Here is a 19,362-nt window from a genome sequence, read left to right on the forward strand (position 1 = left end):
CCTCAGGCGCGGGCCGCCCATGCATAACGGTGCTCCGGGCGGCCCGCGTCGCCGTATCTGAGCGTCAGCCGGGCCCGGCCGGTCCGCTCCAGGAGCTTCAGGCAGCGCTGGGCGGTCTGCCGGCTAATCCCGGTCCGGTCGGCGACCTCCCGGGCCGACAGCGTCCCCTCCGCCTCCCGCAGCGCACGGTGGACGCGTTCGGCGGTCGTGGCCGCGTGCTCGCGCGGGAGCACCGGCGCGGCGGGGGCGGACAGGGCTCCGAAGATCCGGTCCACCCGGTCCTGCCCGGCCTCCCCGCCGTCGTCCAGGGCGCTCCGCAGCCGCGCGTACGCCTCCAGCCGGGCCCGCAGCCCCGCGAACGCGAACGGCTTCACCAGATAGTGCAGGACCCCGTGCCGCAGGGACGCCCGTACGGTGGCCACGTCCCGGGACGCCGTCACCATGATCACGTCGGCCCGGTGGCCGCGGCGGCGCATGTCGCGGACGACCGACAGGCCCGTCGCGTCGGGCAGGCACTGGTCCAGCAGGACCAGGTCGAGATCGGGCCGCGCCGCCAACTGCCGCAGCGCCCCGGCCGCGCAGTGCGCCACGCCCGCGACGTGGAAGCCGGGCACCTTCCCGACGTAGGCGGCATTGACCCGGGCGACCCGGGGGTCGTCGTCCACCACCAGGACCTCGATCACGGTGTGTCCTCCTCCACGGCGATGCCCGCGCGGGTGCCGGGTTCCGGCCCGGGCCATGATCCGGCATGCCCGTCGGCCCGGCCGGTGCCGGGCGCCTCCGCCCCGGGCCGGCGCGTCCCGGCAGAAGCCCCGGCGGTCGCCCCGGCCCCCGGTCCGGGTGCCGTCCCCGGGTCCGGGTCGGAGAGTGCCTCCGGCAGGACGACCGTGAACTGCGCGCCACCGCCGTCCGCCTCGTCCACCGCCACGCTGCCGCCCTGCCGTTCGGCGAACCGGCTCACCAGGGCGAGACCGATCCCGCGCCGGCCGTGCGCCGGAGGGCGCTTGGTCGACCAGCCCTCCGTGAAGATCACGTCCCGCCGGTCCGCGGGGATTCCGGGCCCGGTGTCGCGCACGCGGAGCACCGCGGTGCGCTGCTCGGCGCGCAGTTCGACCTCCACGCGCGCGTGCGGCGTGGCGGCGACGGCGTCGAGGGCGTTGTCGACCAGGTTGCCGACGACGGTGACCAGGCCGCGCGGGTCGACCAGCCGGTCCGGCAGCCAGGTGCGGTCCGACACCCACAGCGCCACGCCGCGCTCGGCCGCGACCGTCGCCTTGCCGACCAGCAGGGCGGCAAGCAGCGGGTCGTGGATCCTCTCGGTGACCTGCTCGGCCGTCGCCCGGTGGTCGCCGACCACCTCGCCGACGAACTCGACGGCGTCGTCGTACATTTCCAGCTCCAGCAGCCCGAGCAGGGTGTGCATGCGGTTGGCGTGCTCGTGGTCCTGGGCACGCAGGGCGTCGATCAGACCGCGGGTGGAGTCCAGCTCCCGGCCGAGCTGCTCCAGTTCGGTCCGGTCGCGCAGGGTGGCGACCGCCCCGCCGTCGCCGGTGGGCATCCGGTTGGCGACGAGTACGCGCTGCCCGCGCACCGTGAGCAGGTCGGTGCCCGTCACCCGGCCGGCCAGCACGTCGGTGGTGCGCCCGGTGCCGAGAGCCTCGTCCGGTGACCTGCCGACCACCTCGTCGCCGATGCGCAGGAGCCGTCGCGCCTCGTCGTTGAGCAGCCGGATGCGTCCGGCGCGGTCCAGGGCCACCACCCCCTCCCGGATGCCGTGCAGCACCGCCTCGCGCTCCGCGAGCAGGGCCGCGATGTCGGAGAACGCCAGGTCCCTGGTCTGCCGCTGGACCCGGCGCGAGACCAGCCAGGCGGCCAGCGCGCCGACCGCCAGGGCCCCGCCCGCGTAGGCGAGCAGCCCGGGGATGGCGTCGACCAGCCGGCTGCGGACGCTGTCGTACGCGATGCCCACCGAGACGGCCCCGACGATCCTTCCACGGGCGTCCCGGAGCGGCACCTTGCCGCGGGCCGAGCGGGCCAGGGTGCCCTTGTCGATCTGCATGACGTCCTGACCGGCCAGGGCCGCGCTCGGGTCGGTCGAGACGGTCCGGCCGACCTGCCGCGGGTCCGGGTGCGACCAGCGCACGTGCCGCCAGTCCACGACCACGACGTACTCCGCGCCGGTGGCGTGACGGATCCGCTCGGCCTCGCGCTGCACGGGACCGCCGACCGTCGGGGCGGTGTTCTCCATGTCCCGGGCGATCTGCGGGTCCTGGGCGGTGGTCTGCGCGATGGACAGCGCGCGCCGCATCGCCTGGTCGTCCAGCTGGTGGCTCAGCGGGGCGAGGAACAGCCCGGTGGCGAGGACCGCGGTGCCCGCCGCGATCGCCAGCTGCATCATCAGCACCTGCGAGAACACCCGCCGCGGCAGGCCGAATCTTCTCCGGCGTGCGGGGGGAGCGGCAGTCATGCCCCAGACCGTACGTCGGGGCATCCGCCCCGCCCAGGGGATGTGGCGCGGATTACGTGGTCCGGCCGGCCTGCGGGAGGCCGAGTGCTGCCGCCCGGCCGCGCCGGCGCGGCCGGGCGCGGCGCTGCGGTCCGGTCGTCCGAGCGGAACCGGCCGGCGCCGGCGCCCGTCGTGGCGGCCCCGGTGTCAGCCGGCGAGCCGAGTGGCCGTCAGCGCGCGCACCGAAACGACGTCCATGCGCGCGGGCGTTCCCAGCACCGCCGCCCCGCAGCTCTCCGGCCGCGGCGGCAGGGAGGCTCCCCGGGCCACGGTCACGTGCCACCGGCGCCCGTCGGCGTGGGCCACGGTCACCGCCCAGCGCGGGGCGGCGCCGTCCACGCGGACGACGGACAGCGCGTCCGCGGCGTCCTCGCCGCTCGCCCTGCGCACAGCCAGCTCGGCAGCCTGTCCGGGCCGGTCCCAGGCGGTGCGCCCCCGGCAGCCCTCGACCACGATCCGGCCCTCCCGGACGGCGTGCAGTGCCTCCTCGACGTCCCGGGCCGCGGCCCGGCCGTAGACGTAGCCGTACGGCAGCACCAGCACCGTCGGCGAGAAGCGGTGCCCTCCGAGATGGGTGACCTCCCAGACGCCCTCGACGCCGGAACCGGCCAGCTCGGTCGCGAGCGGGCGGCCGAGGAGGGCGCAGCACCGGTCGCGCTTGGCGTTGGTGCACACCAGGGCCAGCGGGGCGCCCGTGTGGGCCCGGCCCTCCAGCGCCGCGTCGAAGGAGCGGTGGTCGCCCCGGCCGAGTGCGGCGAAGTCGAGGTCGAGCAGCCGTTCCGGAGCGGTGGTGGCGGCGTGGCGCAGCCAGCCCTTCCCCGGAAGGGTGTGGGCCGCGTACACGCGCCGTACGGACGGCGTGCGGCAGTCGGCGTGGCGGCCCGGCGGGCGGATCAGCGCGACCCGGACGCCCGTACCCCGGGCGGCCCGCTCCAGGGCATGGCCCAGGGCCGGATCCAGGTGGCTGGACGTGAGCGCCTTGGCGCCCCACGGGCCCGGCTGCTCCAGCAGCAGCCAGGTGGCCGCCGTCGCCGCGGTGGCGGACAGCGGCTCGTCGTGGTCCCGGGAGACGGTCGCGCACGTACTCACAGAGGTGAGCCTAACCTGAGTTGAGGGGGAGGCGCTTTCGGCCGCCGCAGTGTCCTCACGGCGTGGCGCGTCAGCGGCCGTTCCGCGCCTCAGACGTGGTGGGCGGCGGTGGTGACGGACGCCGGAGGAGCCTGGGCGCGAGCGGCCTCGGCGGTCGGCCGGGGGGAGGGGATCGGGCGGGATCGGGCGGTGACCCGTCCGGTCAGCCGGGCAGGGGCTGCGGTGGCCGGGGTCCGACGTACTGTCCGCTCGGGCGCATGCGCAACGGGCGTTCCCCGTACTCCTCCAGGGCGTGGGCGATCCAGCCGGCCGTGCGTGCCACGGCGAAGATCGTCTCGCCCGCGCTGGCCGGCATCGCGCTGGACGCCGTGAACACGGCGAGCGCCAGGTCGACGTTGGCGTGCAGCGGGCTGTGCCGGGCGGCGGTGGCCGCGACGTCGCGGGCGGCGGCGAGGGCCGGGGCGGCGTGCGGAACGTCCTCCAGGAGCGCGAACAGCACCCGCGCGCGTGGATCCTCGCCGGAGTACAGGCGGTGCCCGAGGCCGGGAATGCGGCGGCCCTCCCGGAGTTCGTCGGCGACGACCGGGCCGGCGGATCCGCGGTCGAGCACCTCCAGCAGGAGGCGGTGGGCCAGCCCGCTGGCCGCTCCGTGCAGAGGCCCCTCGATCACGCCGAGGCCTGCGGAGACCGCGGCGTAGGCGTGTGCGCGGGCGGAGGCGGCGACGCGTACGGCGAGTGTCGAGGCGGCGAGGTCGTGGTCGGCGAGCAGGCCCAGTGCGGTGTCCAGCACCCGCAGCGTCGACTCGTCGGCGCGGCGGCCGCTGAGCCGCGTCCACAGGCGTCGCGCCAGCGGGCCCTCGTCACGCAGGCCGCGCGCAGCCGGCGGGAGCGCCGCGACGAGCGTGGGGATGAGAATGCGCGCGGTGCCGAGGACGGCTTCCTCGGACAAGTCGAAGCGGAGCGGGTCCGCGGCCGCGGCGGCGATCGCCGCGACCCGGAGCCGGTCGGCCGGTCCGGCGTGCTCGGGCAGGGCGTCGACGGCCCGCCGGGCCACGGCCACCGAGGACGAGGGGGCGGCGAGGGAGGCGCCGGGGTGCAGGGTCCCGGTCCACAGCCACTCGGCGACCTCCTCGTAGGGGTGCCGGGCGGCCAGCGCGGTCGCGTCGACACCGCGGTAGTAGTACTGGTTCTCCTCGATGAGCGTGATGCCGGTCCTCACGGACAGCTCGCCGGGGGAGGCCGAGCCGCCGCCGCTTTCCCGCCTGTTGCGGCGTGCGAGCGCCTCGACCTCGTGTGCGTCGAAGGTGCTGCCGCGCCCGCCGGGCACCCGTCGGCTGCTGAGCTGGCCGCGGCTGACGTACGCGTAGACGGTCTCGGGCTTCACCCCGAGCAGCTCGGCGGTCTCCCGGGTGCTGAGCCGCCGCTCCGAGGGGCTGCCGGAGGCGGGTGCTTGATCGCGCATGGGGTTCACCGTATCCGTCCACTTTTATATTGAGTCAATCAATATTGACAAGCATTCAGTCAACCATGGACAGTCGGATCAAGTCCAGGGAGGAAGACATGTCCATCAACAGGGCCGCAGCCACTCTTGTCGACGTACCGCGGGGGCTCGCCGGAGTCGTGGTCGCCGACACCCGAATCGGTGACGTCCGCGGGGGCGAGGGCTTCTACCACTACCGGCACTACCCGGCCGTCGAGCTGGCGCAGACCCGCCGCTTCGAGGACGTCTGGCACCTGATGGTCCACGGCGAGCTGCCGGACGCCGCGCAGTCCGCCGCGTTCACGGCGCGGACCGCGGAACTGCGCGCGCTGCCCGAGGAGGTCCGGGCGGCGCTGCCCGCCCTCGCCGCGGCCTCCGCCCGCTCCGGCCCCCTGTCCGCGATGCGCACGGCGCTGTCGCTGCTGGGTGCGGCACGGGGCTTCCGGCCCGTGTACGACATCGACGCCGACGGCCGGCGGCAGGACACCCTCGTGGCCTGCGCCGCCGTGCCGACCCTGCTCGCCGCCCTGCATCGGCTCGGCCGGGGGATGGCGCCCGTCGAGCCCCGAGAGGACCTCTCGTACGCGGCCAACTACCTGCACATGGTGACGGGTTCGGAGCCGGACGCCGACCGGGCCCGTGCGGTCGAGCACTACCTGATCTCCACCATTGATCACGGATTCAATGCATCAACCTTCACGGCGCGGGTGATCGCGTCCACGGGAGCGGACGTGGCCGCTTGTCTGGTGGGCGCCGTCGGCGCGCTCTCCGGACCGCTGCACGGTGGAGCGCCCAGCCGCGCGCTGGACACCCTCGACGCCATCGGAACGCCCGACCGCATCGACCCGTGGATACGGGAGCGCGTGCTCGCGGGTGAGCGCATCATGGGCTTCGGCCATGCGGTCTACCGCACCGAGGACCCCCGTTCCCGCATGCTCCGGGAGATCGCCCAGCGCTTCGGCGGGCCGCGCGTCGACTTCGCCGTCGAGGTGGAGCGCCGGGTGGAGGCGATCCTGGCCGAACTGAAGCCGGGCCGCGAACTCCACACGAACGTTGAGTTCTACGCCGGCGTGGTCATGGAACTCTGCGGACTGCCGCGGGAGATGTTCACGCCGACCTTCGCCGCGGGCCGGGTGGTCGGCTGGAGCGCGAACATCCTCGAACAGGCCGAGGACTCGAAGATCATCCGTCCGGTGGCACGGTACGTGGGCCCGGAGCCGGTCGCGGCCGTGCCGGCGGCCTGAACTCCCGCGCCGCGGCCCGGGGTACGGCTCCCGGGCCGTGGCGCGCCCGGCCCCGGCCCGAGCCGTGGCGACGAGCCTGTGGCAACGGGCGCCACGGCGCCGGCCGCCCAGGCCCGGACCCCAGACCCGGCTCCCTGGCCCGGCCCCACCGCGCGCGCCCTACCGCGCGCCGCCCCCGCCAGTGGTCCCGCCCCCGCCAGCGGTCCCTCCCCGAGTCGGTGGTCCGGTCCTCGGCCGGTGGTCCCGTCCCGGACCGGTGGTCCCGTTCTCGGGCGCCGCACCCGTCCTGCCTCGGGCGCCGCACCCGCTCCGCTCTCGGGCGCCGCGACTGCCCGGTCCTCGGGCACCCGCTCCGGCGCCGGAGCCGTCGTGGTGCCCGCCGGTCTCCTCGCGGCCCCCGGGTTCGTATCCTGGGCCGGTAGTCGAAGGACCGAGCGGCACCCGGCCCGCGGGGAGGCGTGCGCGCCGGCGTGAGAGAGGTCGCACGGTGAGCCAGCCGCACCCTGTCCCGGAGGCGATCCGGGACGCGAGTCCGAGTCCGCTGCCCGCTCCCGGCGCTCCGGACCCCCTGCATGCGGCCCCGCCCCAGACCCCCGTCGTCGTGCTCGCCGGATTCCTCGGCTCCGGCAAGACCACCCTGCTCAACCACCTGCTCCACCGCAGCGGGGGCAGCCGCATCGGCGCCGTCGTCAACGACTTCGGTGCCATCGAGATCGACGCCATGGCGGTCGCCGGGGCGCTCGGGGACTCCACGGTCTCCCTCGGCAACGGCTGCCTGTGCTGCGCCGTGGACGCGAGCGAACTCGACGTCTACCTCGACCGGCTGACCCGGCCGTCCGCCGGGATCGACGTCGTCGTCATCGAGGCCAGCGGGCTCGCGGAGCCGCAGGAACTCGTGCGCATGGTGCTGGCCAGCGAGAACCCGGGAGTCGTCTACGGCGGACTGGTGGTGGTCGTCGACGCCGCCGAGTTCCACGCCACCCGTGCCCGGCACCCCGAGGTCGACCGCCATCTCGCCATCGCCGACCTCGTCGTCGTCAACAAGGCCGACCGGGCGGAGGACGCCGAGGCGGTGCTCGCTCTCGTACGGACCCTCGTCGACGGAGCCGCCGTCGTCCCGGCCACCTACGGCCGGGTCGATCCCGAGTTCCTCTTCGACTGCCGGCCGGCCGCGGAGCGCAGGGGCCAGCTGTCCTTCGACGACCTGCACGACGAGCCGGACGAGTACCCCGGGGAATCCGGTCAGGGCCCCGGCTCCGGCACGGGGCACGGTCACGCCGGACATCTGCACACCGGCTACGACAGCCTGTCCGTCACCGCCGACGTGCCCCTGAACCCGCGCCGGCTCCTGGAGTTCCTCGACAGCCGGCCCGACGGGCTCTACCGGATCAAGGGGTACGTGGACCTCGGCCCCCACGATCCCCGCAACCGCTACGCCGTCCACGCCGTCGGGCGGTTCCTGCGCTTCTACCCGGAGCCCTGGCCCGCCGGCGCCCCGCGCCTCAGCCGGCTGGTGCTCATCGGGTCCGGCATCGACACCGCGGACCTCGGCAGGGAACTCGAGGCGTGCAAGGACGATGCCCCGCACGCCGACGAGCACGGCATGTGGGGCATCCTGCGCTACGTACAGGACCCGGACGAGGACGAACCCCGTCCGGATCCCGGGCCCAGCGCGGAAGCGGACCCGTACGGCGACGACTCCTGGACCTGACCGCGACCCGAACGGACCCGGGGCCCGGCCGCGCGCGGTCCGCTCCGCGCGCAGCTCCGGTCTCCGGCCCGCCTACACCGGTCCGGCCACCACCGCGACCGTGCGCGCGAGCGACACGCCCGAGCCGTCGCGGCGCGGGTCGATCTCCGGGAGCTCGGCCGGAGTGCCGTTCTTCTGCGCGGCCTTCACCGGGACGGGACCCGCCCACGCGAACGACAGGCAGTCCTCGCCCTTCAGGAAACGCTGGCAGCGCACGCCGCCCGTGGCGCGGCCCTTGCGCGGGAACTGGTCGAACGGCGTGACCTTGGCCGTGGTCTGGACGGAGTCGTCCAGCGTCCCGCGCGACCCGGCGACCGTGAAGACGATCGCGTCGGCGGCCGGGTCGACGGCCGTGAACGAGATGACCTTGGCGCCCTCGGTCAGCTTCACGCCCGCCATGCCGGCGGCCGGACGGCCCTGCGGGCGGACCTGGGACGCCTGGTAGCGCAGGAGCTGCGCGTCGTCCGTGATGAAGACCAGGTCCTCCTCGCCGGTGCGCAGCTCGACCGCGCCGACGATCCGGTCGCCCTCCTTGAGGGTGATGACCTCCAACTCGTCCTTGTTGGAGGGGTAGTCGGGCACCACGCGCTTCACCACGCCCTGTGCGGTGCCCAGCGCAAGACCGGGCGAGGACTCGTCCAGCGTGGTGAGGCAGACCACCGACTCGTCGTCCTCCAGGGACACGAACTCGGCGAGCGGCGCACCGCCGGAGAGGGTCGGCACCGTCTCCGTCCCGGTCAGCTGGGGCAGGTCCACCACGTTCAGCCGGAGCAGTCGGCCCGTGGACGTCACCACGCCGACCTCGCCCCGGGCGGTCGCGGGCACGGCGGACACGATCACGTCGTGCTTGTGGCGCTTGCCGCCGTCCTGGGGCAGCGGGTCGACGCCGGCCGTGCGGGCCAGCAGTCCCGTCGAGGACAGCAGGACCCGGCACGGGTCGTCCGCGACCTGCAGCGGCACGACGGCGGCCGGCGCGGCGCCGCCCTCCAGCAGCAGCGTCCGCCGCGCGGTGCCGAACTTCTTGGCCACCGAGGCCAGTTCCGCGGACACCAGCTTGCGCAGCTCCGCGTCCGACTCCAGGATCCGGGTCAGCTCCGCGATCTCCGCGGTGAGCCGCTCCTTCTCCGCCTCCAGCTCGATGCGGTCGTACTTGGTGAGGCGACGCAGGGGCGTGTCGAGGATGTACTGGGTCTGGACGTCGCTCAGCGAGAAGCGCTCGATCAGGCGCTGCTTGGCCTGCGCGGAGTTCTCGCTCGAGCGGATCAGGCGGATCACCTCGTCGATGTCCACCAGCGCCGTGAGCAGGCCCTCGACCAGGTGCAGCCGATCGCGCCGCTTGCTGCGGCGGAACTCGCTGCGCCGCCGCACGACGTCGAAGCGGTGGTCGAGGTAGACCTCCAGGAGCTCCTTCAGGCCGAGCGTGAGGGGCTGTCCGTCCACCAGGGCGACGTTGTTGATGCCGAAGGACTCCTCCATCGGCGTCAGCTTGTACAGCTGCTCCAGGACCGCCTCCGGCACGAAGCCGTTCTTGATCTCGATGACGAGGCGCAGTCCGTGCTCGCGGTCGGTGAGGTCCTTGACGTCGGCGATGCCCTGGATCCTCTTGGAGCCGACCAGGTCCTTGATCTTGGCGATCACCTTCTCCGGGCCGACGGTGAAGGGCAGCTCGGTGACGACGAGGCCCTTGCGGCGGGCCGTGACCGTCTCCACCGAGACCGTCGCACGGATCTTGAAGGTGCCGCGGCCGGTGGCGTAGGCGTCCCGGATGCCGGACAGTCCCACGATCCGGCCGCCGGTCGGCAGGTCGGGGCCCGGGACGTGCTTCATCAGGGCGTCCAGGTCCGCGTTCGGGTGGCGGATCAGGTGGCGGGCGGCCGCGACGACCTCGCCGAGGTTGTGCGGCGGCATGTTGGTGGCCATGCCGACGGCGATGCCGGACGCGCCGTTCACCAGGAGGTTCGGGAAGGCGGCGGGCAGGGCGGCCGGCTCCTGCTCCTGGCCGTCGTAGTTGGGCGTGAAGTCGACCGTGTCCTCGTCGATCGACTCCGTCATGAGGGACGTCGCCTCGGTCATGCGGCACTCGGTGTACCGCATGGCTGCGGGCGGGTCGTCGTTGCCCAGCGAGCCGAAGTTGCCGTGGCCGTCGACGAGGGGCACCCGCATGGAGAAGGGCTGCGCCATGCGCACCAGGGCGTCGTAGATCGAGGCGTCGCCGTGCGGGTGGAGCTTGCCCATGACCTCGCCGACGACGCGGGCGCACTTCACGTAGCCGCGGTCGGGGCGCAGGCCCATCTCGTTCATCTGGTAGACGATGCGGCGGTGGACCGGCTTGAGGCCGTCGCGTGCGTCCGGCAGGGCGCGCGAGTAGATGACCGAGTACGCGTACTCGAGGAAGGAGCCCTGCATCTCGTCGACCACGTCGATGTCGAGGATCTTCTCCTCGTACGAGTCGTCGGGCGGCGGGGTCTTCGTGCTGCGGCGGGCCATCGCTGCCGGCTCCTTGCTGAAGCGTGGGACGGGATCTGACGCGGACCATTGTGGACCTCCGGACCGACACGGTGGACCAGGACCCGGCACCAACGGTCCCGCGGGCGGTCCCGGACGCCCCGGAAAGGCGCTCCGCGGGCGCCCCGCCGCCTCGTCGCGCCGCCGCCCGCCGCCTCGTCGCCCGCCGCCGCCCGCAGCGCCCGGGCAAACTGCGCGCGGGCACGGATCGGGTTCTCGCTCTCGGCGTACTGCCTCCGGGAACTTCGCCAGGGGTCCGTGCGCTTGCATACAGTGGCAGGACGGCAGGAAAACGGCGGTTTCGACGACCGCCATCGCGATCGAAGGGACGTACATGCCCATGGGTCACACGGCCACAGCCGAGGCAGGCTCCGGCGGCCTGACAGCGACCGAGCACCGCCTGTCCAACGGCCTGCGCGTGGTGCTCTCCGAGGACCACCTGACCCCGGTCGCGGCGGTGTGCCTCTGGTACGACGTCGGTTCGCGCCACGAGGTCAAGGGGCGTACCGGCCTGGCTCACCTTTTCGAGCACCTGATGTTCCAGGGGTCCGCCCAGGTCCAGGGCAACGGCCACTTCGAGCTCGTCCAGGGCGCGGGCGGCTCGCTGAACGGCACCACCAGCTTCGAGCGGACCAACTACTTCGAGACCATGCCCGCCCACCAGCTGGAGCTCGCGCTCTGGCTGGAGGCCGACCGCATGGGCTCCCTGCTCGCCGCCCTCGACGACGAGTCCATGGAGAACCAGCGGGACGTCGTGAAGAACGAGCGCCGCCAGCGCTACGACAACGTCCCCTACGGCACCGCCTTCGAGCGGCTGACCGCCCTGGCCTACCCGGAGGGCCACCCGTACCACCACACGCCCATCGGCTCGATGGCCGACCTGGACGCGGCCACCCTGGAGGACGCCCGCGCGTTCTTCCGGACGTACTACGCGCCGAACAACGCCGTCCTGTCGGTCGTCGGCGACATCGACCCGGTGCAGACGCTCGCCTGGATCGAGAAGTACTTCGGGTCGATCGCCTCCCACGACGGCAAGCCCGCGCCCCGCGACGGCGCGCTGCCCGACGTCATCGGCGGGCAGCTGCGCGAGGTCGTCGAGGAGGAGGTCCCGGCACGCGCCCTGATGGCCGCCTACCGCCTCCCGCAGGACGGCACGTGCGCGTGCGACGCGGCCGACCTGGCCCTGACCGTCCTCGGCGGCGGCGAGTCCTCCCGCCTCTACAACCGGCTGGTGCGGCGCGACCGTACCGCCGTCGCCGCCGGCTTCGGCCTGCTGCGGCTGGCCGGCGCGCCGTCGCTGGGCTGGCTGGACGTCAAGACCTCCGGCGACGTCGAGGTGCCCGTCGTCGAGGCGGCCATCGACGAGGAGCTCGCCCGGTTCGCCGAGGAGGGCCCGACGGCCGAGGAGATGGAGCGGGCCCAGGCCCAGCTGGAGCGCGAGTGGCTCGACCGGCTCGGCACGGTCGCCGGCCGCGCCGACGAACTGTGCCGGTACGCCGTCCTGTTCGGCGACCCGCAGCTCGCGCTGACCGCCGTGCAGCGGGTCCTGGAGGTGACGCCGGAGGAGGTCCGGGCGATCGCCGAGGCCCGGCTGCGGCCGGACAACCGCGCGGTGCTCGTCTACGAGCCGGTCGCGGGCGGCGCCCAGGACGCCGACGCCCAGGACGCGGACGCCGCGGCCACCGACGACACCGAGGAGGCGGCGAAGTGACCGAGCTCGCCACGATGGAGTTCCACCCCCGCCCCCAGGCGGGCGAGGCCCGGCCGTGGGCGTTCCCGGCACCCGAGCGCGGCACGCTGGACAACGGGCTGACGGTGCTGCGCTGCCACCGCCCCGGCCAGCAGGTCGTCGCCGTCGAGGTGCTGCTGGACGCGCCCCTGGACGCCGAGCCGGCCGGCCTGGACGGCGTCGCCACGATCATGGCGCGGGCCTTCTCCGAGGGCACCGACCAGCACTCCGCGGAGGACTTCGCCGCCGAGCTGGAGCGCGCCGGCGCCACCCTCGACGCGCACGCCGACCACCCCGGTGTCCGGCTGAGCCTGGAGGTCCCCGCCTCGCGCCTGGCGAAGGGGCTCGGCCTGCTGGCCGACGCCCTGCGGGCCCCCGCCTTCGCCGAGAGCGAGGTCGAGCGGCTGGTGCGCAACCGGCTCGACGAGATCCCGCACGAGATGGCCAACCCCTCGCGCCGGGCCGCCAAGGAGCTCTCCCGGCAGCTGTTCCCGGCCTCGTCGCGCATGTCGCGCCCGCGCCAGGGCACCGAGGAGACGGTCGAGGGCATCGACGCGGGCGCCGTCCGCGCCTTCTACGACCGGCACGTGCGCCCGGCGACGTCCACCGCCGTGGTCGTCGGCGACCTCACCGGGATCGACCTCGACGCGCTGCTCGGCGAGACCCTGGGCGCCTGGAAGGGTTCCCCGGCCGAGCCGCACGCCGTGCCGCCGGTCACCGCCGACGACACCGGCCGCGTCGTGATCGTCGACCGTCCCGGCGCCGTCCAGACGCAGCTGCTCATCGGCCGCATCGGACCGGATCGGCACGACCGCGTGTGGGCCGCCCAGGTCCTCGGCACCTACTGCCTCGGCGGCACCCTGACGTCCCGTCTGGACCGGGTGCTGCGCGAGGAGAAGGGCTACACCTACGGCGTGCGGTCCTTCGGGCAGGTGCTGCGCTCCGCACCGGACGGCTCGGGCGCGGCGATGCTCGCGATCAGCGGCTCGGTCGACACCCCGAACACCGGACCGGCCCTGGAGGACCTGTTCACGGTGCTGCGCACGCTCGCCGGCGGCGGGCTCACCGACGCGGAGCGGGACGTCGCCGTGCAGAACCTCGTCGGGGTCGCGCCGCTGAAGTACGAGACCGCCGCCGCCGTGGCCGGGACCCTGGCCGACCAGGTCGAGCAGCACCTGCCCGACGACTACCAGGCGGGCCTGTACCGGCAGCTCGCCGGGACCGGCACGGTCGAGGCCACCGCGGCGGTCGTCAACGCCTTCCCGGTGGACCGCCTCGTGACGGTCCTCGTCGGTGACGCGGCGCAGATCAAGGCGCCCGTCGAGGCTCTCGGCATCGGCCAAGTCACCGTGGTGACGGCCGAGTAGAGCGTCCGCGGCACGCGCCCGCGGCGGCCTCGCGCCGTCCCGCTCGGGGGAGCCCTGGTGACCGGTGTGTCACCAGGGCTCCCTGATGTCCGGATTGAGGGAGAGGCTGCCTTTCTGCCCTGTGTCCTGCGCTACAAAAACCGCCTTTCGTTTGGGATTTGAAAGCAGCCGCGTTTAGCGTCGGTCCGGCTGTCCGTCAGGCAGAGCGCCGCGCCCGCGGCACCGGACAGTCATCGCCGAGTCCCCGTACGGCGCGAGCCAGGGGAGCCGGGGACCCACCGTCCCTGGGGTGAATCGGACGCCCGAGCGTGCCGCGAGGGGGTCCGTAGGAGACCTTCCTGCTCCGAACCCGTCAGCTAACCCGGTAGGCGAGAGGGAAGGAAAGGAACCAGCGTCTTCATGGCGTTCACGCGCGCCGCCGGGAAACACCGTCGCCCCGGCCGGATGCACCGCACCACCGCCCGCGCCGCCGGCATCGCGGCCCTGACCACCACCGGCGTCCTCAGCACCCTCGCCGCCGCCCCGGCGCTCGCCGCCGAGACCCCCCGCCCCGAGGACACCGGCCTCACCCCGGTCGTCACCGTGGGCGACTCGGTCGCCGCGAAGATCGACGAGCAGGCCGTCGCCCAGCACAAGGCCGCCGCGCAGAAGCAGGCCGAGGAGGCTGCCCGCAAGAGGGCCGCCGCGCAGGCGAAGAAGGCTCGCGAGGCCAAGGAGCGCGCCGCCCGCGAGGCCGAGCGCAAGCGCCTGAACGCCTTCGTCGCGCCGATATCCGACTCCTACGTGTCCACCGGCTACAAGACCGGCGGCTCGCTGTGGTCCTCCGGCTCCCACACCGGCATCGACTTCCACGCGGCCAGCGGCACCACCGTCCACGCGGTCGGCACGGGCACCGTCGTCCAGACCGGCTGGGGCGGGGCCTACGGCAACCAGATCGTGATCAGGATGGCCGACGGCATGTACACCCAGTACGGCCACCTGTCGTCCATCGGCGTCTCGGTGGGCCAGAAGGTCGTGCCGGGCCAGCAGATCGGCCTCTCCGGCTCGACCGGCAACACCACCGGACCGCACCTCCACTTCGAGGCGCGCACGGGCCCCGACTACGGCTCCGACGTCGACCCGGTCGCCTACCTCCGCAAGCACGGCGTCGACGCCTGACCCGGCCCGCGTTCCGCGCACTCGAAAGCCCCGGCTCGCCGAGCCGGGGCTTTCGCGCTCCTCCCGGACCGCTGTCCAAAAAGACTCCATGGATTCCGGCCCCCCGTCGGAAATTCCGGCTCATTGTCATAGAGTCACGGAACGGCGTCCATCGTCGGCGTTTCACGGGGATGAAGGCGGAGGTCGGTCATGCGTATTCCGGCGCACTCGGTGTGCTCGGCCATCCGGGACGACATCGTCGCCGGTGTGCACGAACGCGGCAGCCGGCTCACCGAGGAGGTCCTCGCCCGCCGCTACGGCGTCTCCCGCGTCCCCGTGCGGGAGGCCCTGCGCACCCTGCAGGCGGAGGGGTTCGTGGTGATCCGGCGGCACGCGGGCGCGTGCGTCGCCGAGCCGACCGAGCAGGAGGCGGCGGACCTCCTCCGGATGCGCGGCCTGCTGGAGCCGCTCGGAGCCTCCCGGGCGGCCGAGCGGCGCACGGAGGCCCACCTGAAGGTGCTGCGCGGGCTGGTCGGGCTGGGGCAGGAGCGGGCCCGCGGGGGCAGCCGCGAGGACCTGCGGTCGCTGGGCGGCTGGTTCCACGAGACGCTCGCCCAGGCCTGCGCCAGCCCCGCCCTGACGTCGATGCTGACCCAGCTGCGGCACAAGACCGCCTGGATGTACACGGTGCAGGCGCCGGTCGACCCGGTGGAGTCCTGGGCGCAGCACGGCGCCATCGTGGACGCCGTCGCGCGCGGCGACGGCGAGCGGGCGCGGGCCGTCACCGCGCTGCACGCGGAGCGGGCGGCGGCCGCGCACCGGCTGCGGATCCCCGGCGCGGCGGACCGGGCGGACGGTGTGAGCCCTTCGCAACGAGCCGTCAACATGTCGGGTCTGCGGAATTAACACGCACGCCGTATACAAAGAGGAGGCATGCGGTCGCAGTTCCCTTCGGCCGTCTCCTGACCGGCCGGCGGGAATTCCCGAACGGCGTGAGAAGGCGTGCGTGAATTCCCGGAAAAGGGCCCCGGGGAATTCTTCCGGCCCGCCGGCAAAGGTCGTGAAGACCGCGAGGGTGTCGCCGCTGCCGCGGGGCGCGGCCGCGCAGGCGAACCGCCGGGCGCGCGTCGCGGAGACGGACCATGGGGCGCGCGCCGCGGAGGCGGCACGGCCGCGCCGCCCGGGGAGGGCGACGCGGCCGCACCGCGTGGACCGGACGGATCAGACCGTCTCGGGAAGCTCGTCGAGCCCCTCGGAGACCAGCTTGGCCAGCCGGTCGAGAGCGGCGTCGGCCCCCTCGGCGTCGGAGGCCAGGACGATCTCCTCGCCGCCCTGCGCGCCCAGGCCGAGCACGGCCAGCATGGAGGCCGCGTTCACCGGGTTGCCGCCCGGCTTGGCGATCGTCACGGGGACGCCTGCGGCCGTGGCGGCCCGGACGAAGATGGAGGCGGGGCGGGCGTGGAGACCCTCGGCCCAGCCGACGTTGACGCGGCGCTCAGCCATGTGATGCTGCCCTTCAGGTGTTCCGGGTTGTCTAGACCAGTTTTCCATACCGCGGAGCGTCCCCGGGAGCGGCGGTGCTCCGTGCGCGGAAGGCCCACCGGCCGCGGCCCCGGCCCGGCGGCGCCCTCCACAGACTGCCTCGCGCCGCTGTCGGACGCGAGCCGTACTCTGGGGCCCATGCAGACCTCGCCGGACCGGCACGCGTACCCCGCCCACTGGGAGGCCGACGTGGTGCTGCGCGACGGCGGCACCGCACGGATCCGCCCCATCACCGTCGACGACGCCGACCGCCTGGTCAGCTTCTACGAGCAGGTCTCGGACGAGTCGAAGTACTACCGCTTCTTCGCGCCGTACCCGCGCCTGTCCGCGAAGGACGTCCACCGCTTCACCCACCACGACTTCGTGGACCGGGTGGGACTCGCGGCCACCGTGGGCGGCGAGTTCATCGCCACCGTACGCTACGACCGCATCGGCGCGGGCGGACTGCCCGCCACCGGCCCCTCCGACGAGGCCGAGGTCGCCTTCCTCGTCCAGGACGCCCACCAGGGGCGCGGTGTCGCCTCGGCCCTCCTGGAGCACATCGCCGCCGTCGCCCGCGAGCGCGGCATCCGCCGGTTCACCGCCGAGGTGCTGCCCGCCAACAGCAAGATGATCAAGGTCTTCACGGACGCCGGGTACACCCAGAAGCGCAGCTTCGAGGACGGCGTCGTCCGCCTGGAGTTCGACATCGAGCCGACCGACCGCTCGCTCGCCGTGCAGCGCGCGCGGGAGCAGCGCGCCGAGGCGCGTTCGGTGCGCAGGCTCCTCGCCCCCGGGTCGGTCGCCGTCGTCGGCGTGGGCCGTACCCCCGGCGGCGTGGGCCGCAGCATCCTCGGAAATCTCCGCGACGCCGGCTTCACCGGCCGGCTCCACGCCGTGAACAGCGCCTTCGGGGACGAGCAGAAGGAGATCGACGGTGTGCCCGCGCACCGCTCGGTGCGGGAGATCGACGCCCCGGTCGACCTCGCCGTCGTCGCCGTGCCCGCCGAGCGGGTGCCCCAGGTCGTCACCGAGTGCGGCGAGCACGGTGTGCAGGGGCTCGTGGTGATCTCCGCCGGGTACGCGGAGAGCGGCCCCGACGGCCGCGAGCGCCAGCGGGCCCTCGTGCGGCACGCGCGCGCGTACGGCATGCGGATCATCGGGCCGAACGCCTTCGGCGTCATCAACACCTCGCCCGGCGTACGGCTGAACGCCTCCCTGGCCCCCGAGATGCCCCGACCCGGCCGCATCGGCCTGTTCGCGCAGTCCGGTGCCATCGGCACCGCCCTGCTGTCCCGGCTGGAGCGGCGCGGCGGCGGCGTCACCGGCGTCACCGGCGTGTCCACCTTCGTCTCCTCCGGCAACCGCGCCGACGTCTCCGGCAACGACGTCCTGCAGTACTGGTACGACGACCCCGACACCGACGTCGTCCTGCTGTACCTGGAGTCCATAGGCAACCCGCGCAAGTTCACCCGCCTGGCCCGGCGCACCGCGGCCGCCAAGCCGCTGGTCGTGGTGCAGGGCGTCGGCTCCGCGCCGCAGGGCCACACCGTCCGCGCGACCCGCCTGCCGCACGCCACGGTGTCCGCGCTGCTGCGGCAGGCCGGGGTGATCCGCGTCGACACCATCACCGAGCTGGTCGACACCGGCCTGCTGCTCGCCCGGCAGCCGCTGCCCGCCGGCCCGCGCGTGGCCATCCTCGGCAACTCCGAGTCCCTCGGCGTCCTCACCTACGACCGCTGCCTGGCCGAGGGGCTGCGCCCGCAGCGCCCGGTCGACCTGACCACGGCGGCCTCGGCGGAGGACTTCGGCCGTGCGCTGGCCCGGGTGCTGGCCGACGAGACGTGCGACGCCGTGGTGGTGACCGCCATCCCGGCGGTCGGGGAGGGCGCCGTCGAGGACGCCGCCCTGGCCGAGGCGCTGCGCTCCGCCGCGGAGGCGGTGCCGGGCAAGCCCGTGCTGGTCGTGCACGTGGAGCTCGGCGGTCTCGCCCAGGCCCTGTCCGCCGCGGCGAGCACCGGACCGCAGGCCGCACCGGGCGGCCGCCGGGCACCGGCCGCCGCGCCGGACGCCGGCACCGGCCCGGCCGCCCCGTCCTCCCCGGCTCCCGCGGCCGGCGAGGACACCGGTGCCCCCTCCCGCCTCATCCCCGCCTACCCCGCCGCCGAGCGCGCCGTCCGGGCCCTCGCCGAGGCCGTCCGCCACGCCCAGTGGCGGCGGGAGGCCGCCGAGCCCGGCAAGGTCCCCGAGCACGACGACATCGACGAGAAGGGCGCCGCCCGGCTCATCGGCCGCCTCCTCGCCCGCGGCCAGGGGCTCACCCTCGGCGCCGAGGAGACCTGCGAGCTGCTCGGGATGTACGGCGTCCACGTGCACCGCGCGCTGCCCGCACCCGACGCGGAGGCCGCCGCCGAGGCCGCCCGCGCCCTCGGCTACCCCGTCGCCCTCAAGGCCACCGCCCCCCACCTGCGGCACCGCGCCGACCTCGGCGGGGTCCGCCTCGACCTGGCCGGCGAGGAGCAACTGCGCAGGGTCTACGCCGAGTTGACCGAGCTCTTCGGCCGGCCCGAGGAGCTGCGGCCGGTGGTGCAGCCGATGGCGCCGCGCGGCGTCGACACCGTCGTCCGCGCGGTCATCGACCCCGCGGCCGGCGCGGTGCTGTCCTTCGGGCTCGCCGGAGCCGCCTCGCAGCTCCTCGACGACACGGCGCACCGGCTCGTCCCCGTCACGGACCGGGACGCCACCTCGATGATCCGGTCCATCCGCACCGCGCCGCTGCTGTTCGGCTGGCGCGGCTCGGCCCCCGTCGACACCCCCGCCCTGGAGGAGCTGCTCCTGCGCGTGTCCCGGCTGGTCGACGACCATCCCGAAGTGGTCGCGGTCACCCTGGAGCCGGTCGTCGTCGCCCCGCACGGACTGAGCGTCCTCGGCGCCAGCATGCGCCTCGCGCCGCCGCCCGCCCGCGGCGACCTCGGCCCGCGGACGCTTCCGGCCTACTGACCGGCCCCCCCGTGCCCGCACGGTGCCTCGCAGT

General features: G+C 74.5%; 13 protein-coding genes and 1 riboswitch. Of the genes, 7 read left to right on the plus strand and 6 right to left on the minus strand.

Going from position 1 to position 19,362, the window contains the following annotated elements; translation table 11 throughout:
• Window positions 1–2: 2 nt before the first annotated feature.
• From P3H78_RS06810 to P3H78_RS06825, 4 genes are all read right to left on the minus strand, one after another.
• Window positions 3–683 carry a response regulator gene (locus tag P3H78_RS06810; RefSeq protein ID WP_276107900.1) on the minus strand — a complete coding sequence of 227 codons (681 nt, stop codon included), beginning with the start codon at window positions 681–683 and terminating at the stop codon, window positions 3–5.
• On the minus strand, window positions 680–2,467 hold the full coding sequence (locus P3H78_RS06815; RefSeq protein ID WP_276107901.1) for a sensor histidine kinase: 1,788 nt from the start codon (window positions 2,465–2,467) through the stop codon (window positions 680–682). The genes P3H78_RS06810 and P3H78_RS06815 overlap by 4 nt, the downstream gene beginning before the upstream one ends.
• Before the next feature lie 186 nt (window positions 2,468–2,653).
• On the minus strand, window positions 2,654–3,595 hold the full coding sequence (locus P3H78_RS06820) for a ferredoxin family protein (RefSeq protein ID WP_276107902.1): 942 nt from the start codon (window positions 3,593–3,595) through the stop codon (window positions 2,654–2,656).
• Window positions 3,596–3,797: 202 nt separating this feature from the next.
• Window positions 3,798–5,057: a citrate synthase gene (locus tag P3H78_RS06825; protein WP_276107903.1), complete on the minus strand. Its 1,260-nt coding sequence runs from the start codon at window positions 5,055–5,057 to the stop codon at window positions 3,798–3,800.
• A 98-nt stretch (window positions 5,058–5,155) separates the two neighbouring features.
• Here P3H78_RS06825 and P3H78_RS06830 point away from each other — a divergent pair, with 98 nt between their 5' ends.
• Together P3H78_RS06830 and P3H78_RS06835 are read left to right on the plus strand one after the other, a co-directional pair.
• Window positions 5,156–6,319 (plus strand): citrate synthase/methylcitrate synthase, encoded by a 1,164-nt coding sequence (locus tag P3H78_RS06830; protein WP_276107904.1) that lies wholly within the window; start codon window positions 5,156–5,158, stop codon window positions 6,317–6,319.
• Window positions 6,320–6,887: 568 nt separating this feature from the next.
• Complete coding sequence (locus P3H78_RS06835; RefSeq protein ID WP_276108312.1) at window positions 6,888–8,030, plus strand: CobW family GTP-binding protein; 1,143 nt, start codon at window positions 6,888–6,890, stop codon at window positions 8,028–8,030.
• A 72-nt stretch (window positions 8,031–8,102) separates the two neighbouring features.
• On the opposite strand, the gene P3H78_RS06840 is transcribed toward P3H78_RS06835, so the two are convergent.
• A complete protein-coding gene (locus P3H78_RS06840) occupies window positions 8,103–10,556 on the minus strand; it encodes a DNA gyrase/topoisomerase IV subunit A (RefSeq protein ID WP_276107905.1) in 2,454 nt (817 codons plus the stop codon).
• Between the two features lie 352 nt (window positions 10,557–10,908).
• Here P3H78_RS06840 and P3H78_RS06845 point away from each other — a divergent pair, with 352 nt between their 5' ends.
• The 4 genes from P3H78_RS06845 (at window position 10,909) to P3H78_RS06860 (ending at window position 15,713) form a co-directional block, all read left to right on the plus strand.
• Window positions 10,909–12,285, plus strand: a complete 1,377-nt coding sequence (locus P3H78_RS06845) for a M16 family metallopeptidase (RefSeq protein ID WP_276107906.1) — start codon at window positions 10,909–10,911, stop codon at window positions 12,283–12,285.
• Window positions 12,282–13,670 (plus strand): M16 family metallopeptidase, encoded by a 1,389-nt coding sequence (locus P3H78_RS06850; RefSeq protein ID WP_276107907.1) that lies wholly within the window; start codon window positions 12,282–12,284, stop codon window positions 13,668–13,670. Before P3H78_RS06845 ends, P3H78_RS06850 begins: the two co-directional genes overlap by 4 nt.
• A gap of 224 nt (window positions 13,671–13,894) precedes the next feature.
• A riboswitch (cyclic di-AMP (ydaO/yuaA leader) is annotated at window positions 13,895–14,056 on the plus strand.
• Window positions 14,057–14,069: 13 nt separating this feature from the next.
• A complete protein-coding gene (locus tag P3H78_RS06855; protein WP_276107908.1) occupies window positions 14,070–14,828 on the plus strand; it encodes a M23 family metallopeptidase in 759 nt (252 codons plus the stop codon).
• Between the two features lie 189 nt (window positions 14,829–15,017).
• Window positions 15,018–15,713, plus strand: a complete 696-nt coding sequence (locus P3H78_RS06860; protein ID WP_276107909.1) for a GntR family transcriptional regulator — start codon at window positions 15,018–15,020, stop codon at window positions 15,711–15,713.
• A 315-nt stretch (window positions 15,714–16,028) separates the two neighbouring features.
• Here the strand turns inward: P3H78_RS06860 and P3H78_RS06865 are convergent, their stop codons facing one another.
• The gene (locus P3H78_RS06865; protein WP_276107910.1) at window positions 16,029–16,310 is read right to left on the minus strand and encodes an HPr family phosphocarrier protein; all 282 of its coding nucleotides are present in this window, start codon (window positions 16,308–16,310) and stop codon (window positions 16,029–16,031) included.
• A 177-nt stretch (window positions 16,311–16,487) separates the two neighbouring features.
• Between P3H78_RS06865 and P3H78_RS06870 the strand changes: the two genes are divergently transcribed.
• Entirely contained in the window at window positions 16,488–19,328 is a 2,841-nt protein-coding gene (locus P3H78_RS06870) for a bifunctional acetate--CoA ligase family protein/GNAT family N-acetyltransferase (protein WP_276107911.1), read from the plus strand.
• Window positions 19,329–19,362: the final 34 nt, after the last annotated feature.

Origin of the sequence: Streptomyces tropicalis (genome assembly GCF_029269835.1) — a bacterium.
Lineage (GTDB): Bacteria > Actinomycetota > Actinomycetes > Streptomycetales > Streptomycetaceae > Streptomyces > Streptomyces tropicalis.